The organism is Vibrio tapetis subsp. quintayensis, from assembly GCF_030409945.1.
GTDB classification, from domain to species: domain Bacteria; phylum Pseudomonadota; class Gammaproteobacteria; order Enterobacterales; family Vibrionaceae; genus Vibrio; species Vibrio quintayensis.
The window spans coordinates 1-17,167 of record NZ_JAUFQV010000033.1; the positions used below are offsets into that span (position 1 = coordinate 1).

Annotated in this window: 8 protein-coding genes and 1 pseudogene; 3 read left to right on the forward strand and 6 right to left on the reverse strand. The window is 39.1% G+C overall.

The features are described from left to right. Window positions 1-163: 163 nt before the first annotated feature. From QWZ04_RS17210 to QWZ04_RS17225, 4 genes are all read right to left on the reverse strand, one after another. Window positions 164-1,060, reverse strand: a complete 897-nt coding sequence (locus tag QWZ04_RS17210; RefSeq protein ID WP_290329499.1) for a HamA C-terminal domain-containing protein — start codon at window positions 1,058-1,060, stop codon at window positions 164-166. 246 nt (window positions 1,061-1,306) lie between these two features. Then, a complete protein-coding gene (locus tag QWZ04_RS17215; protein ID WP_290329500.1) occupies window positions 1,307-2,722 on the reverse strand; it encodes a site-specific integrase in 1,416 nt (471 codons plus the stop codon). 597 nt (window positions 2,723-3,319) lie between these two features. Beyond that, window positions 3,320-5,944 (reverse strand): hypothetical protein, encoded by a 2,625-nt coding sequence (locus QWZ04_RS17220; RefSeq protein ID WP_290329501.1) that lies wholly within the window; start codon window positions 5,942-5,944, stop codon window positions 3,320-3,322. A 992-nt stretch (window positions 5,945-6,936) separates the two neighbouring features. Next, window positions 6,937-7,782: a hypothetical protein gene (locus QWZ04_RS17225; RefSeq protein ID WP_290329502.1), complete on the reverse strand. Its 846-nt coding sequence runs from the start codon at window positions 7,780-7,782 to the stop codon at window positions 6,937-6,939. A 400-nt stretch (window positions 7,783-8,182) separates the two neighbouring features. Here QWZ04_RS17225 and QWZ04_RS17230 point away from each other — a divergent pair, with 400 nt between their 5' ends. Further along, the gene (locus tag QWZ04_RS17230) at window positions 8,183-12,883 is read left to right on the forward strand and encodes an Lcl domain-containing protein (RefSeq protein ID WP_290329503.1); all 4,701 of its coding nucleotides are present in this window, start codon (window positions 8,183-8,185) and stop codon (window positions 12,881-12,883) included. Window positions 12,884-13,118: 235 nt separating this feature from the next. Next, on the forward strand, window positions 13,119-13,619 hold the full coding sequence (locus QWZ04_RS17235) for an Lcl C-terminal domain-containing protein (protein ID WP_290329504.1): 501 nt from the start codon (window positions 13,119-13,121) through the stop codon (window positions 13,617-13,619). Window positions 13,620-13,681: 62 nt separating this feature from the next. On the opposite strand, the pseudogene QWZ04_RS17240 reads toward QWZ04_RS17235, so the two are convergent. Beyond that, window positions 13,682-14,081: pseudogene (locus tag QWZ04_RS17240) on the reverse strand (hypothetical protein). Window positions 14,082-14,474: 393 nt separating this feature from the next. Between QWZ04_RS17240 and QWZ04_RS17245 the strand changes: the two are divergent. Beyond that, window positions 14,475-16,394 (forward strand): hypothetical protein, encoded by a 1,920-nt coding sequence (locus QWZ04_RS17245; RefSeq protein ID WP_290329505.1) that lies wholly within the window; start codon window positions 14,475-14,477, stop codon window positions 16,392-16,394. Window positions 16,395-16,630: 236 nt separating this feature from the next. Here QWZ04_RS17245 and QWZ04_RS17250 read toward each other — a convergent pair whose 3' ends face one another. Next, window positions 16,631-17,074, reverse strand: coding sequence for a hypothetical protein (locus QWZ04_RS17250; protein WP_290329506.1), 444 nt, complete (start codon window positions 17,072-17,074; stop codon window positions 16,631-16,633). Between the last annotated feature and the right edge of the window lie 93 nt (window positions 17,075-17,167).

A 17,167-nucleotide genomic window follows, 5' to 3' on the forward strand; every position in this document is an offset into this window, starting at 1 on the left:
AGAACGATTGTTCTGGTTAAACTCTAAGATCGTGGCCAATATTAGTTGACCACTACAGGGTTACTTGATAAGAAATCTACATATCCGATAAACAAGTTCTCTCTATCTTTAACAAACTCAGCATTGGAAAGTATGTTTTGGGTTATTTTTTCAACTATCTCACTCATTTGTAGATACCAACATAAGAAATAAATTCATCAACTAATTCAGTAACACAAGTAAATGGAAGCATTAATAAAGTTACCTCTTCCGCTTCAAGACCTTTACCTTCAACCTTATTGAAGAAGTCCCCTACATACTGACATGCAACCTTCTTATATGCTTCTACATAATCAACATCATTCTCAAAAATAACATCTGGTTGAGTAAAGCCGATAAAACACGGGGAATGTATTTTCTTAGCGCTGTCTATTGTGGTGTATGGGTTAAGAACATCCAAAATAGTCTTTTCAAACTCTGAGTCTAAGTTTGGAAAGTCCATATGACTATCAAGCAAGTCAAATTCCACATCAAACTTACTCTTTGCACTAACCATAGAAGAAGCTGCTGCCGTGGCAGCTAATTTGAAATTTTGGTACAGCTTAGATTCACCGGGATAAACTCTGAACTCACCATCAACTATTTGACCATGCACTGCGTCAGCTCCAAAAACAGGCATTGTAGGAACAGTTTTCATAGAAACTTTACTTAGTAGTTTTGGAGCTTTCAGGTATACATCAAGCAAAGTAAAGAGGAGTAGCTCCCCTAATTCACCTTGAGCGGTATGTTTACTAATTTTCCTCAATGCTTTATCAAACAAGTCTTCCATTGCTGTTGTGCTCTGCATACCGAGCTTCTTCTCTATCTCCTTACAGGAAAAAACGAAGTTTTGGAGTATCCCGTTTCTAACAAATTCAAAAAACTCAGTAAGGCTAATCTTACCATCTTCATGACACGGTAAATAAACCAGCAGCGTGTTAACCACCCTCTGATCAGGTAGTCGAAAATTACAATGAACTTCTTTCAAGATACTCTTAATTTCAGCTGAATTATCAAGCTGTGGTTTCAGTGCTTTATCCATAGACCTGCTAGTACTCCGAGCATAAATACATTAGTTATGCGATTTACAGCATAATACACCCATATGCATAGTGAGGATTAACAGTATTGAGAACTCTTTCGGGAATTGTGACGTTAATAGCTCTGAAAGAGTGTTTACTGCCATTAGTACAATGCATAGTTGACGCCCATCTTGGAGCACTTTCAAGCTAGGAAATAACGAATAAGCTGTGATGCCTCAACACTTCTAAAGAACTTATGCCCGACTCTAAGATGAAGTAAGCTTCCAACGTCTGATATGCTTAAGACTTCGCTCAAAGCTCACACGGTCTATCTCTTTTTTAAGCTCTAAAACACTAAATTTACTTCCATATACATCATTAGTGATATCACCATTAAGATGCCCTACCAATTGTCTATGGATAGGCTGTATACCACCGTTCTTTGCATAAAAGTCAATGAAGGTATGACGGAAACTGTAAAACGACTTAGCTTGCTTCGTCAGCGCCATTTTTTCGGTAAATTGACGACGGAACCAACTATCAACCTTGCCGTAGAACTTAGCCCTCTCAGTGTATGTCAGCTCAGGGAAAAGCCACTCTTCAGTCTTAACCAAATTCAAATACTGCTGAAAACCCCGTGCAATAAGTTGTTTGTGAACGGGAATAGTCCGTTTGGCTGTTTTGCTCTTCAGGCTTTGTGAGGAATGTTCATTTGACAAAACAAAGCACAAAACGCCATCAATAGTTTGAACATCGACATTTCGCAATTGACAGCATTCATTTGGGCGCATAGAAGACAATAGACAAATGAGCGGAACCCAGTACTGGTAATTCAGCTTCTGCCGACTTCGAGGCTTAGAACCTAACTTGCCGAGAGTAAATACTTCATGTGAAAAGATATCTTTCAAATCCACTAATGAGAAAGGCTTTTTACGGTCTTTTTCATCTCTAGTGTCGTTATTTTTAATCGAAGTCGATAAATCTGCGAATGGATTTTTAGGTAGTTCCAAGTGCCTACACGCCCAGCTATATAAGCTGGAGCACCTTTGTATGTATCTAGCTGCTGTTACATCAATGATTGTAGGTAATCCAAGCTCTTTATTTCTTTCAATGGCTTCAAGTACCGTCATTCCACCAAAGTATTTTTTATTTCTTGGATTATTCAGGTCTTTAGGGAGGGAACGCAAAAGCTCAATGGCATCCATCACATCATCGCGAGATACCTCGCAAAGATTTGTAGTGCCAATGAGAGCATGTACTAATCTCACATTTGAAGCGACGTCTTTAATACTCGACTCACCAACATTTTTAGCACGCTTTTCCTTTGCATAGCTCGCTATGACATCTTCTAAATCAATGCTTGGCTTTTTGACCTCTTTATAAGTAAATCCTTTTAGATCACCTGTAGAGCTCTTCGATTCTTGTAATCTAGATTTAGTCGCAATAGATTCGAGTATAGGCTCAACATTGGTATGTATGGGGTTAGATTGATTTTCAGGATCAGCAATCTTTTGCTTAAGCTCAAGTTCTAGCTTCAGAGCAAGTAAAACAGCACACTGGTAATCTCTTGTGTGCAAGGATCTTTTGAATTCAGTTCGATTGTAGAATTGGGCTTGAAATGCTTTTGGGATTTGATAACGAAAGTACCAAATTCCGGATGATTTACGACTGAGATAGCGCATGTTTAGTACCAGTGTTTAGTACCAATTTGCTTTCTAGCGATATGAAGGAAATTAAGTTGTTGAAAATAAAGAATAAAGCAGTAGAAGGTGATGTTTGCAGTATAAGTCAGCATAACTACCCACTAACATTCAACCGGTTAGAATCAGATTTGCAGTAATAGTTAGCATAAAATTGCAGCAATAGATTTCAAATTCTTCATATGACAAGAAATCTGTGTTGTAACTTTACTACAGTTCATCTCTCAAACTCACTTTTGTGATAAATCTGTGCCAGTAGCTTTGCTAAATTGGCAAGGTGCGGATTAGATATAGTATCGAAAATTCCGCATATCACTTTACATCGTAAACTTTGTGGGAGAAACAAAAAAAAGCCCTTCGTGGCGCAACACGAAGGGCTTTACCTGAAATACCATATCGACATTAAAATAGTCGAGAAAGGAAATTAAAATGCAAAAAACTCACTTGGTAGCTGCAGTTCAATTCTAATATTTATACCTGAGTTATATTGGAATTTCAACATCCACATCAAAAAAAATCATCCGAGATCACGCGGGAGAAAAATAAAATGTAGATAACAGTGATTAATCAATAAATAACTTATTCCCCCGCCTTAAATGCGTATATTTTTGACTGTATTGCACCATAAGACATGTAGTTCCCTAAATTTAGCTTATCATAATCTGGGTCTTGTAATAAGCTCAAAACTGAAAGACTTTGGTCAATTGGAGCAGCATTTATTAATGCTAAGGTTTCAATTATTTCTGTAGATTGACCGTCGCCTCCTTCCACATTGTATATAACCAAGCGACCGTCTTTATATTTCCAATTTGCATTGATCTTCTCACCTCCACCTTTTTCATTATTCATCGTGAGCGTGACATGCTTGCCTTCTTCTGTTTGTTTGAAAGAGTACGTTTCATCCTGACCAATTAATTTAAATGTACTGGAATTTAGGTTCCATGTGTTTAATATGCTCTCGAATGAGTCGGATAAGTTTGCATTAGCACTACTTCTACATGCAGAGATAGCGCTCTTATAATCAATGATTTGAGATAACTGTTCAGGTTGATCTTGTTCGTTAAAGATAGAATCAAATTTGTCACACTTATCCACACCGCGATACTGTATACGCAACATCAACGGTTCCATTTTATCACGGTAAGCTGGGGATAAATCAGTCTTCACCGTATAGTAATGTCCTCCAATAATATTGATATCGGGCTCACTTGTTAAACCAGACAAGGTAACCGTTGGTTGCTTCAACTTATTGGGATAGCACATTTGTAATTTTACGGTGGAACTAGACTCCTCAGAGACATATATATTACTGTATATATTTTGTATAATTTCACAGCTTAACGATTGATTAAAGGTAATCGAAACACTCGGTTGTTGATTTAAGCCCGCGTGTCCGTTGAGTTTTACACTCACATGCCCAGCAATATATTGAGTACCATCCCAAACAAAGTATTCGTATGCCGAACCTTCGCTGTCAAGTTGCGCGTCAACATGCTTTGAATTTGTAAAAAAATGCCTAACCCATGTGTTTTTATTGGTTCGACCTTTAGGCTCTGCACGAACAAGATATCCATTATCTTCATCGATAGGATGAAGAATGGTAAAATCATCGACAACCGTATTCCCATTCTCGAGTATGCTTGTCGTCAACGTCTCGCCATCAATCGTATAAGTGCCGACATTTTCTATAGGTTCTTCACAGGTAAACGGCGTTTCGCTCTCTGGAGAAAAATAAACTGTTTTATCTTCAAATTTAACTGATTGGCAGCGGGGGTTAACGAACTCTCCTGAAGCACTGTTGTTATCAATGTGATAAAACACAGTCCCTTCAAGTGGATGAATGACCGTGACGCCTTGATCTTGAACCGTCACTGGAATCGTCATTTGACTCCCTTTACTGTGCGTGATATCTGTCGCAGTAATAATGATGTCAACATTACCTGATTGAATCGGCGTGCCACTAATTTGGAGTTGCTGTTGCTTAATTGATACATTCAAGCCATGCGCTTTTGGTGCGGCAGTCACCGTATAAGCAATCACATCCCCATCTGGATCGGTAAATATGTCGTTGAGCGGAAAAGTTTGTTCTGGGAACTCAATGCCTTTGATGAATTCTAACGCTTTGATGTCAGATTTTAATTCTTCTGCCTGTGTCAGATTTAGGGTTGGCGCTTTATTTGACGTCGTCAGTGCTAATTTAAATGGAACAGGACGAGATTTTGCGCCGTGACTGTCTACGACATAAATATGGAAAAGGTAATTTCCGGCTTTATTTTGTTGAATCCCAGAAATAATACCTTCGTCTGAGATTGTCACATGGGGTTGATCATCCGTTAATGATTTGATTTTGAACGTAAGCTTGTCAGAGTCTGAATCCGTGAACTTGAGTTCAACACTTCGGTCAATTTCTAGCCTCTCTTCTCCATCAACAATCGATGCTTCGTAAAGTTTTAAATCATTTCCAGTAAATTTAGGTCGATGATTAATTGTAGGTGCTAGGGTTCCGTCTTCTTTCACCGTGGGCTGGAGATCTTGAAGATCTATCAATTTATCCGTGTCTTTAATTTGTTCGGTAATTGCTTTCACGAGGTTGAATTGCATTGCCGCCGTGTGGTTTGATTTACTTTGAGCATCAACTAATGCCTCGCCGATAATTTCGAGTTTTTTACTTTTAACTTGCTGTTCTGGCGCGGAGGATTGTGAAAAAGCGAGATAATCACCAAATGCCGTGGTTCCATCAACATCCATGCCACTGTCTTGAATGGCATCAAGTATACCTTTTTTCACCTCTTCTACGGTTAACGTATCATTGATGGTTAATATCTCAACGACGAGATTAGTTAAAGGAGTAACGACTGCCGACCCCGCCGGGGCTTTAAGCGTGAACCCGTTTTCAACTACGCCGCGCGTTAAATCGATGGTTTCACCTGCTCTTGCTGTAATGCAAATTCGTTTATTTTGATAAACGGTATCAATATTTAGTTTACCTTGTTCATTGGTCATACCCAGTGTTTTATCACAGGTGCTATCTTGATTGGTATCCACCAACACTTCAGCGTTATGTAAGTATCCATCAATGGCTGTGATGGAAAACGTTGTTGATTTTGGCTCTGAGTCATTGTCACCACAACCACTTAAAAGTGCAGCGGCAATTGCCGGTGCCAAAAGCGTTTTTTTATGTTGATATAGCCAAGATATTGTCATGAGTATTCCTATATTTTTTGTCATTTATATTTATTGATGCGAACGGTCACGGTGCCATTACTTATTGATTTTTTCGGTTAAACCTTGAACGAAATAAAGTCTTTTCGCGGTTCCCTTTCCTGATACTTACAATCAATCACTGTTTTTGTTTAATTGATTGGATTACACGAGCCAACATATCGGGTATTTATCAATGAGTTCAAGTTGTGCAGTTTGACTTAACGGAGTAATCTCTATATAGCTTTAATCTTTTGATAAATAAGGAAGTTAGGAAGAAATGTTGCATTCTAAATTAGAGACTGTAGTCATTGAATATCGACAGGACGGAATGATAAATGGAAAAGACGAAAGCGCTCAACAAGAGATGTTGCGAAACAAGTTGATATTGATGAATCTACCCTCAGTTTGAGGTGGAGAAAGGCAGAATCGTGTCAAAATAAGGAATTGTGTGTCGATCGTAAAGCTCATCGGATTCCCACCAGAGCAAGCAAAACAGCAACAATAGCTAAAACTTCAGATAATCAAAGCTCTCCTTTTCAAGGTAGTACGTCAAATAATAATAGCGCTCTAATAGCGAAAAAATCCCTCTAAAAAGCACTAAATCTCATTTTCACCCTGTCAGAGAATGCTTTTGCTAGGATTAAGCATTATCAATGCTACTTCTAGTGAATAGGATAAGTAAGAAAGGTATTGTGCTAGCATATTATCGCAGGTCTTCGTGTGGTGTGGCTACCGATGTATTGTTAAGCATAAACCTGCAGCAAAGAGCAACACGCAAAATCATATTAGGCGCGTTTTTACCTGAACTCAAATTAGGAAACGAAGCCCAATGAGTTTTCAAGGTGCATGCAATCCTAGCCTAAGCATAAAAAAGAACAGCAGAGCTCAAAGTAGCAGAGACCTAATTAGCGCATTATTGACAAGAGGGTTAGCTTAATCGAAACAAAACGTCGAAGAGTCATATTTAGTGTTGCAATTAAGCCACTTGGCTCCTAGCGTTTTAATTTGACACGACCAATAGCAAAAGGACCATCTGATATCGGGTCTTCCTCCGTGTGCTGCGAGACCCAATACCCACTAATGGGACCTGAGCGAGGCAAGTGAAGTGTCAATGTGCCAATCCAACTCTCTTGATAAACTTCGTCTTCAATTGCATAAATCAACGCAGCGGTATCTCCAATGTGAGTACCACTAGCAGAAAAAATGGCTGTTTTATCGACTTCACCTCCCTCTAGAAGAGAAGACCATTCAAGAGTGCCTGTCATTTCTATTTTTCCACCACGGGTAGTCGTTATCAGATCGATCAATTTGTAGTTATATAGTTTAGAATGCAGGTCGAGCGCTTGCCCTAGTTCATTCGCATCAAGGTCTTCAGCATGGCCTTGAAAAGTTGAATGAAATTCTACTGGCAGTAACCATTTTTTGAAAATAGGAACTGCGTGAAGAATCACCGATAAAAATATTGCTACCAAGAGCGCAAAACTAACAAAGCGAAAATAGGGGTTAGACCGTTTTAGAGGAGATTCTTTCTCTATTAGAGCGCTATTTTTGTTAGAACTGCTCTCTTGCGAAAGAGAGCTTTGATTATCTGGCGTTTTTTTGATTATCGCTTTTTCTTTTACTTGCTCTAACGGCATACCAATGAACTCGGCGATCGCCAATAGCTCCTTATCTTGAAACGATTCCGGCTCTCTCCACCTCAAATAAAGGGTAGATTCACCAATATCAACTTGTTTAGCAAACTCTTTTGTTGATAGCTTTCGCCCTCTCCCATTTTTTACTCCATCGGATCGATATTGAAGAACAACATCCTCCAATTCTGTTCGAGATCTTTTCAACTTAGTTCCTTTTTATCAAGTAGTTAAAGCCATATAGATACTATAAAAGCAAATGTAGCATCATAACTTGAATTTATTGATTGCTTCTAGATATATTCACTGCTGTTATCTGACAAATTAACAAATACAGGGTTCGATTGTAAGTATTACGATAGAAAATCATGATGCTTGTCGAGTGACATATCAACGGTCGTATTCGCGGTGAGCAGTAAGAAGAATGGTAAGTCAGTTAAACGGACTTCTTAAGCATCACTGATGACAGGGGAGCTAGCAGTCCAATTTGATTGACCGACAAAACACTACGGATGAAAACTGTCCATTTCGGATTCGGCAGCAGTTAATGGGAACATAGCCTGATATTACGTCGATTGTTCTGGATTTACCTTTTCAAGGGAGAGAAATGAAACTATTCAAGTTAATAAGCTCGTTACTATTTATATTTATTTTAACGGCCTGTGGTGGGGAGAGCTCACCAGAAAGAGAAAACAGAATCCCCTTTGTTAATGCTGGAGATGACTTTACTGTAGTATCATCCGAAACCGCCACTTTTAGTGCAAGTGCCTCAGACCTTGATGGGGTGATAGATAAAATAGAATGGGTGCAACAACTGGGCCCAGACGTAAATTTGTCATCAGCCGATACATTAACTACGAGTTTTGTCGCGCCAGTAGTAACAAAAGATGAAGTATTAACGTTTAAAGTGACTGTTACTGATAATGATGGCGCTAAAAATAGTGATTTAATTAGCATAACACTAACAAATAAAGTATTAACAAATGTACCCGAAATAGTGACAGCGACCAGTGTTAATGCCAGTACAGTGAAACTAGCATGGTATGAAAGCGAACATCTTACAGATGTGACTTATGAGCTCTATGCAGAAACGGAAAAAGGTTTTGACTATACTACCAAACAACCTAAAGTAATAATTTCCAATGTTAATGAAGCGGAAATAACTGACCTAGTTACCAGTCAACAATACTACTTTGTTGTCGTTAGAAACTATAGTGGTCAAGTTTATCCTAGCCAACTTTTCCCACACCAAACCTTATCGATTGAAACAGTATTACAGCCTAACGTTACACTAATTACTCCAATGGATAATGGTTTATCAAAAGCGGCCGTCCTACCAAATGACAGTTTTGAATTTTCTAAACTGTCAGCAACAGAGATACCTAAAGCCGGTGACATCATTGTTGGTGAAACAACTGATAATACAGCATATCTGCGTAAGGTAATTACGGTGACTGACAGCGCTGATAAAGTCACGGTTGTCAGCGAAAAAACTTCGCTTGATCAGTTGGTTTCTCAGATTGAAATTAACTCGACATTGCTGATGAATGCGATGCCGATTACAACGGCTAACCCCAGCCGTGCATTGAGCCAAGCTAAATCATATCGTTCAAGTGGTAACCTATTACATGCAGAGCAGGTTATTCATATTGATGAAGCTGAAATATCCTCCGACTTTAAGAGCCGCTTGCTTGGAGTAAGTGCTAGTCAACCATCCAAGTCTTCACGTTCAACAGATGGTTTAGAGGTTGGCTGTATTGAGAGAAATGGCGTTACATTATGTGGTACCACAAATGTTGTTATTAAAGCTTCAGATAACCTCATCCTCAGTTATAACGTAAAACTAAGTGATGCAATAAAAGATAAAAAGTACGAACTTATTTTAGAGCCACTTAAACATAAAGAATCGAAGTCCTGCAAATATGAAACAGGCGCATTAACGGTGTCAAAAACCAATGACGACCGCCTAATTTTCAAAGCTCAGTCGGATAAGATTAAGGGGGTTTGTAATTACAGTTTTGTTTTACGCGCAAAAGTAGATGGTACACACTTTGTAGATAAACGCATTAGTGTTGATGTGATGGAAGAAAAAGCTGAAGTGGGACAAAAATTACACGTTTCAGCGACTGCCGATTTTGATATGGGTATAGATGTTCTATTTGATTTTGAGCCAAAGCTTCAGACCAGGCTAATACTTGAAGATAAAAAAATAACAGAAGCGGAAGTGATTGCTGACGTTGACCTGTCATTGATGGCATATGCGCAATTTCAAGCAGCAGCCGAAGCCAATGCAAATAAAGACTTTAAGCTATTCAAGCGCACTTTTGTGCAAGTTTATAACGCTGGGCCTGTGCCTATCTATCAACGAATTACTTTAGGCTTAGATGCGCAAGCATCAGCGGCGGTGAGCGGTCAGGTAACGGCGGCGGCCGTGGCTAAAGCCTACTCCAATATTAAGTTCGGCGTTAGGTTATGTACCACGGGTACCGACCCTTACTCCAAGATAGATCCAGACACAAAAAAGTATGCGGCATGTGAAATTGGAAAATATTACCCAGTCTCTTCAAGCGAATTTGATAAAGAGATCACTGTTTCTATAGATGGCTCGGTAGAGGCAACAGCTAAAATTCGTTTGATTCCGACACTTGAAGTAAGCTTTTATGAGGTCGCAGCAAGCACACTATCAATGCAACCTTGGTTAGATATAAACTTTGGCGCTCAAGCCAGTGCTCAGTTACCCCAATTAACTGACCTTGATGATTCTGTTTACCAATATCAACTCACTACATTGAACTCAAACCTAGGCTTAGACCTCTACACAGGTATAAATTTAGACTTTCTGTTTGTTGAATTTAACCCCATTGAGTATGGCAAAAAATGGACGGGTAAATACACTTTTTACTCACTGCCACAATTAGAGATTGAGTATTTAACTAATCGAACGGAAGTAGAAGAAAGAAACGGTGTTACTGGGCGACTCTTTACCTTAAAAGGTAGCGTTACCGAGTCGGGTGAAAATAATGAGTTTAGTGATAAGAGTGCCGATTTTGATGTGGTGCCACGAGATGGCATTGAGTATGAACCATTACAAATTATAGTGCCCGGCAAAGAGTATCAACAAAGCTTCTGGCTACCAGATGAGTTGCCTGTGCCTGGTTCAAATGAAACAAAACCAACCGTGGAGTCATTAGATGTTTACTTTTCTGGTTGGGGTAACCTTGGAGCCTTCGCAAGGCGTTATGTAAAAACAGCCATCAACGTCAGTGATGATGTTGATGAAGATGGTTTATCAGATAAATGGGAAAAGCGTTTCTTTGAATCATTACAATATGCTGCGAGCGACGATGTAGACTCAGATGGTTTAACCAATTTACAAGAATTTGAGCTAGGTACCTACCCACAAGCATGGGACTCCGATAGAGACTGCTTGCCAGATGGCTGGGAGAGTGCCAATCAACTTAACCCACTATTTAATGATAGTAAACGGGACCCTGACGCCGATGGTTTAAGCAATCACCAAGAATTTTTAGGTGAAGATAACATTCATATTAATAGCAGCAGCTTTTGTTCAAACCCGAAATCCGTGACCAGTGATACACCCAATACAGAGGGTAGAAACTGGTTAAATGGTAACGATGCAAGCGTCAATGCCAGTGATCCACAAAACCCTGATTCTGATAACGATGGGTTAAGTGACGGATGGGAAAAACACTATGGATTTAACTTTACGCTGGCAAGAAATGAAAACAATAATCAATGTGATCTTGACGAGTTAGACTTATTGGCAAATCCTGTCCTATGTGATGCTGATGGTGATGGCTTATCAAATTTTCTTGAGTTCCAAATAGGAGGCAATCCCAAGTCATTAGATACAGACAATGACAATATGCCGGATAGCTGGGAATATCAAAATACGTTTGACTTATCGAACAAATCTGATGCTGGGCAAGACAAAGACCGAGATGGTTTTTCAAACCATGAAGAGTTCGTTAACAAAACTGACCCAAGTCGTATCGATTTAGGGGTAACATATACTTTCGTCAATGAATTAACGCAGGTGCAACTTAACTGGCCAAACTTTGTAAATAATTTAAATGCGTTATATAGCGTCAAAGCGTTATATATTACTCGCTCACCGGCATTTGCCGACTCTCAAGCAGGTTTTAATGCAGAGTATCAGGCGATTGTGTTGGATATGAGCCAGAGCCAAACAAGCTTTTTAGATACACAAGCACCTGAAACAGGGGCGTATTCTTACCAATTGGCAGTGCAGTTCGGCGATGACGTGATAATCACCGCCGATAGCATTGCCATTGAGCCTACCACAAAACCACTGTTAACCGTTGACGCGCCAAATCAAGCGAACTTTGCGCAGCAGGTGCGAGTGACATTAAAATGGTCCGCAAGTAGCCAATCAACAATCAGCAGCTATAGTATTGTTGAACAATCAAACTGGGCCTTTGATGAAAGCAGCATACAGCTTGATAGCGGTGGTGAAATAACCTTCACTACACCAGAAAAAGGTGAGGCGACAACACTGGATTTCACTGTGTCTGTAAATAATGACAAAGGTTTAACCAACACACAGTCATTTACCATTGACTTAGTGGAGCAAATCGTGATTATTGCCACCGGCAAACTCAACGACACAGGCATCACCACCTGCTCTGATAACGTAAGCAATGACCTAAATTGCCCAGTGGCCGATTTTTCAGGGCAAGATGCTGAGCATGGGCGCGATGCCTTAGCGGCTAAAGGAGCATTAAGCAAAGTCGGTGCAGGGGCTGGTGGTTTTGACTTTACGAAGCTTGATACCAATGGTCATCCCCTGTCTGCGAGCGCTTCAAGCTGGTCTTGTGTTAAAGATAATCACACCGGGCTAATTTGGGAAGTGAAAACCACAGACGGAGGCTTGCGTGATAAACACCATACTTACAGTTGGTACAATAGCTCGGGGATTAACGATGGTGGCGATGCGGGCACGGAAAATAATGGTAGTTGTGTTGACAATGAAAATTGTGACACTGAAAAATATACCTTGCAAGTGAATAATCAAGGCTTATGTGGGAGCAACGACTGGCGCTTGCCAAATAGAGAAGAATTGCGTTCGCTGGTTGATTACAGTGCTTCTTATCCTGCGATAGAGACTGATTTTTTTCCAAATACGTCTTCTAATGGTTACTGTACCTCTTCGCCCTATGCTTTCGGAAATTACGGCGCGTGGTGCGTCCATTTCTACGAAGGGGACGACAACGTCTTTAGCAAGAGCAGCGGCAGGCATGTTCGTCTTGTGCACGACGGACAGTGATTTAGCATGTTAAGGAGTAAAAGATGAATGTACAATTTACTTATATAAGTATCCACGCTTAGTCATTTAATACAAATACCGATTAGTTAATTGACGAAAACGTACCACGTTTTAGCGCAAGGCAAGATGGTTTATTTATTTTGTGATGAACAAGACCATCCAAAAATAGATTTAAAAACGTTTTTTACACGTATTATTTAACCCAAATACTAATAAAAACCGACAGGAACTTTCAATGAATAAAATACTAGTCACCCTATTATGTTGGTTATTACCCTTAAACGTCATGGCAATGTGTAATTATGCCATAACTAAATCAACCCCGAGCAGTCGCTTTAATATCCATGGTGATGGAACGGTGACAGATAAGCAAACGGGGTTGACGTGGATGCGCTGTAGTATTGGGCAAACATGGCAGGGCGACAATTGTACAGGAAACGCATCAAATCATAACTGGCAACAAGCGCTTACCCTTGCTAAGGATCATGAGTTTGCGGGGAAAAATGACTGGAGGCTGCCTAATGTTAAGGAGTTAGCCTCAATTGTCGAGGTAAGCTGTGTAACCCCTGCGATAAACACGGACATATTTTCCAATACCACTGATGGATATTTGACCTCCTCGAGCTATGCTCGCTCCAATAGCTACGCGTGGACCGTCTATTTCAACGGTGGATATGTCAACATCAGCGGCACGAAGAACTACAATCGTGTTCGTCTTGTGCGTGGCGGACAGTGATTTGGCGGGCGCTGTTGCAATTAATCAGAGAATGCAGATCTACCCAGTCATGGGCGTAACCATTACTGGTAAACCACCTCAACATTGAAGAAACGATTCATGAAGGCGGATCTCTCCCGTACAAGCGTTTTACGCTCATCATGACGTAACCAGAAATCAAACTGGCCTTTGTTCAACATTTGCAGTGATTCGAATCCCTCGATGGGTGACCAAGCTCGCTTTCGTATTTTAAAACCGCCTGTGCTGACAACGAGCGTCTCAATGGGGGCGTAACTTCTCGCGTAATGCTGAGGCATATCCAATGAACCAAAGATAAATGGTCGAGGGATTAGCCGAACCCCTTCGTTCTGTCAGCATGTCGCTGAGGTTGGCGTAGCTCATTGGGGTCGAACCATACCAACGAAGGCACCAAAGAATGATTTCAGGGGCAAAGTGTTTCCATTTGAATGCGGGATTGGTTATTGAGTCACTAGATCAGAAAAGACAAAACTGAATTCTGAGTCTTGGCTGTTTTCTTGCAGCCCCCTATGTATCGAGTTAAACAATTGCTAGGAGGACGATCGAGCTTAAGAAATTACAACGCACAGGTGGGTGAAACTTACGCGATGATAAAAGCGTTTAACATATTGGATATGTGTGATAAGAGATAGCTAGTGAAAAAATTGTCACACTTCTATTACCCTTAACAATCTTAGATGATATTAAATAAAGGGTAGCGAAAATTGGTTGATGATTTATAAAAGGTGTCTGACTACTTAAACAAATAAATGTCGCATGGTTTAAATTTATTATGAGATCGAAATTTGATATAAACGTCAACTAGAGAATTAATTCAAACACAAAAGGAGTATTAATTTGAGAACATTAACACTAACGTTAATAATACTAATGTTTAACAGCCTAGCTATAGCAAATGAACTAGTTTCATTTAAAAGCCTTTTAAATGAAAGAAATTGGAAGGAAATAAAGAAATATAAAGAAATATCCACTAACATTGATGAACTAACTCTAGGAGAAATAGATGCCTATGAGTTCAAATATTTTAGTCTAGATGAAAGTAATAACATTATTGTTATAGGCTCCTCTCAAAAAAGATACTACACTAGCATTGATACGTTTGACATAAATAAAAAGGGAAATGAAAATAAATTTAGTCACCATAAAGTACACTTAGACGACGCACTATATTTGAAAGGTAGTGATATCCTATCTACTGATCACAGTCGTGATTTCGTTAGGTTAAATATAAAGGACATGGAAATAATCGACTTAAGTGAACGATATAAAAAAAATGAAGGTGGATACTTTACAAGTAATAGTCGTAAAAAAATTAAAAAAATCACTTCAAACCTTCCTCGCTTTAGAAATATTGATGATGGGTCATGGGTTAAAGAGTTAGATGTTAATGGGTTGATGCTTTATAGCGGGAAGTGCAAATTTACCGTAATAAAAGAGAATACCGTTGAATTTGTGTTGGAAAAATGTAAAAGTGACAATTTAGCTTCAAGTAAAAAAAGACAAGTTAATTTTAAGCTATTAGATAATGGGTTAATTTTGGTTAAAACATCAAAATTTCTTTATATCATAGACAAAGATCAACTAGAGATATACTCAAGAGAATATTCTTATAAAAAAAGCATTGCTGATAGGCTTGAAAAAGAAGTGATAGATTTCACTAACAGTATAGACTTTGATATTTATGATAAGAGTTTATTGCGCGATTTTTCTAAAGAATTCCCCGATTACTTAGCAAGACAAGAACTAGAAACCCAGTTAGCCAAACATTTCAATAATTTATCTGATAATAAATATGGTCTAAAAGTTTTAAAAACTGTTAAGAAATCTATACAGGGAGAAAGGCGAGTGCCCAGTGTAAGGAATAGTTACTATACTACTGAGGATCAAAGCTATTACATTAATGGTGAATATATTAACAAAACTCGCTCAATAGAAAAGATCCAACACTTAGGGGGCTATGAAGAATCCATTGAGAGCTATGAGTTAGTATTTGCCATAGATAACACTCAAGAAAATATTTATGTTGCACAATTAGAAGCAACATGGAGTGCTTCAGAGTATTATTATGAAAAAGAAAGCTATTGCATGAAGAGAGGTCTAATTTTCTGTAAGCAGTGGGGTAATCGAAATGTTCGTAAAGAACGTAACGAAGAAAAAAGGTTTCTGCAAGACTACTTAATTGGTCCTAATGGAAGGGCAAAACATAGTTTTGAATTAGGAGAGAGAGAGCCTAATGACCTCCGTTTGTTTATATCTAACATCCGAATTGTTGATAATGACATTTTTCAAAAATTTGATTTTGTTATGTCAGAAAAGGGAAAAGAAACCCCTTTAGAATCTTATAAAAACATTAAGCACCTTAAATCTTTAAGTGAATTCTCAGAATTCGAAAAAATGTTGACAGATCGAAAAAAAACCATTGAACAGTATCATCTAGACCAGTTTTCTAAGTCAAATATAGAAAAGGTAACTATTCAGGTTAATGTAGATAGTAATAAATTTGATAAAGACTTTGAAAACGATGTGGTTATTAAACTTCAAAGCTCCGATTTGCCATTAGTAGTTGAAATTAATACACCTATAGGTGATAAGTTGGTTCAAGTATCAAGAAAAAAAAGTGGCGTGTTATTTATCGATGAATGTCTACTTTGTCAGTACCAAGGGGAGATTACTCTCGAAGGTATAAAAAATCTCAGCCTTGAAGAGTTAAAAACCAAAGTAAAAATAATAAGAGTAATGCAAGCTACAGATAAATAATCGAAAATTAGCGTCTTATTTTATTAGTCTTACAACGGCATTAACTGATATTTCCCAAATATCAGTTAATGCCGTTGTAAATAATTCTGTGTAACTGCTATTGGTTACAAGTATTCAGTTAATCGATCTTCGAACATAATCATAAAACGGTTTATTGCTTGCTTCCAGAGTAAGCGTTTAATTAAGCAGTGAGGCCTTATTCAGCCTCATCTATTTCTAAGTTCCACTGCATAAGATCAGTCAGATCGTTTTGAGTAGAAGGTCTCTTTGCCGTCACTGGTTTTCTTTCGGTAACGGTTGTGATTGGCATCGTAAAAGAATTCGACCTTTTTGCCGTTACGGGTAATGCTCTCTGGTTTATTGAACGCCGTCCAAGTCAGGATTCGCTCGTCGGTTTGAGCGCCCGATTTCCATGCGCGTTGCATGTTGCCCGCCGCATCATAAGCGTAATTGAGCCCATTCGTTTGCATAACCGCGTGTGGCCCTGCGTTCTTTTTTCTGTATGTATAACCTCCAATGCCGGTCTTGAACTCGATGTTGCCTAAGCTGTCATAGCGGTAATCAAATGCACGAGTTAAGTCGGCATTATTGACGCCGTGCCTTGTTTTGTCGGCTAAGGCAATGGTATTTCGTTTCACTCGGTCTAGGGCATCGTACTGCCAGTTGTCCGTGATACCCAATTCTTCATCAAAACGGGATTTGACGTTATTGTGCTGTAAGCGTCTAATTAAGCAGTGAGGCCTTATTCGGCCTCATCGATTTCCATGTTCCAA

Excerpts from the sequence above, each read along its gene's own strand:
- QWZ04_RS17210 (WP_290329499.1), bottom strand. The coding sequence starts at position 1,060 with ATGGATAAAGCACTGAAACCACAGCTTGATAATTCAGCTGAAATTAAG.
- QWZ04_RS17215 (WP_290329500.1), bottom strand. The coding sequence starts at position 2,722 with ATGCGCTATCTCAGTCGTAAATCATCCGGAATTTGGTACTTTCGTTAT.
- QWZ04_RS17220 (WP_290329501.1), bottom strand. The coding sequence starts at position 5,944 with ATGACAATATCTTGGCTATATCAACATAAAAAAACGCTTTTGGCACCG.
- QWZ04_RS17230 (WP_290329503.1), top strand. The coding sequence starts at position 8,183 with ATGAAACTATTCAAGTTAATAAGCTCGTTACTATTTATATTTATTTTA.
- QWZ04_RS17235 (WP_290329504.1), top strand. The coding sequence starts at position 13,119 with ATGAATAAAATACTAGTCACCCTATTATGTTGGTTATTACCCTTAAAC.